The sequence below is a fragment of the Vibrio sp. 2130-1 genome, from assembly GCF_033339515.1.
On the sequence record NZ_JAWOUT010000135.1, the window covers coordinates 1 to 887 of the forward strand.

At 44.8% G+C, this 887-nt stretch carries 1 protein-coding gene and 1 pseudogene; both read left to right on the forward strand.

Annotated elements, in window-relative coordinates; genetic code table 11:
- Positions 1–541 (forward strand): annotated as a pseudogene (locus R7Q09_RS24720) (UDP-N-acetylenolpyruvoylglucosamine reductase); the annotation flags it as partial.
- The coding region (locus tag R7Q09_RS24725) for an HTH domain-containing protein (RefSeq protein WP_318143769.1) at positions 538–887 on the forward strand (350 nt) is incomplete at its 3' end. The pseudogene R7Q09_RS24720 and the gene R7Q09_RS24725, both read left to right, overlap by 4 nt.

Genomic DNA, 887 nt, shown 5'->3' on the forward strand with positions numbered 1-887 from the left:
GCATGATCTATATGAAAAATGCTTTGTCACAGCCATTGGCTTGAAGCTGCCGAAGCGATGGACGCCGAAGAATCAATATGGGCCGTTACAAAACATCCCTGAAAACGAATTAAGTCCAAATGCAATATTTGAACGTGTGTGCCAAGTTCGTATGGAGAAACTGCCAGACCCAGCTAAAGTCGGTAACGCAGGGAGTTTCTTTAAAAACCCTGTGATCAGCCAAGATCATTATGATCAACTCATTCGAAAGCATAGCAACATGGTGGCTTACCCTGCAAACGAGGGAATGAAAGTGGCAGCCGGTTGGCTGATTGACCAGTGTGGTTTGAAAGGTATTTCAGTCAACGGTGCTCAGGTGAACCCTTTACAAGCGTTGGTATTAACAAATGTCGACAACTGCAGTGCTGATGACGTGGTTGCACTTGCTTCTCTGGTGAAAAGGGCGGTGTGGGATAAGTACCAAATTGAACTCGAACACGAAGTGCGCTTTATGAATCGTCAAGGTGAAACTAATCTCGCTAAGATTGAGGCGGCTCAATGAGAAAAGAACACTCAGTGAAGCTACATATCCTTAAAACACTTAGCGATGGCGGTTTTCATTCAGGTGAAAAGCTTGGACAACAACTGGGCATTTCTAGAGCGGCAATTGCAAAGCACATTAAAGGGTTGAATGATTGGGGAGTGGATATTTATCGTATCCAAGGACGAGGCTATCAACTGGCTCATCCTCTTCAATTACTCGATGAAACTCGTCTGAAAAATGCCATTAGCACTCCGGTAGAACTGATTTCCGTGATCGATTCAACGAATCAATATTTGTTAGAGAAAGTCAGTGAATCCGATAAAGGGCGAGTTTGTATCGCTGAATATCAGGCGCAGGGGCGCGG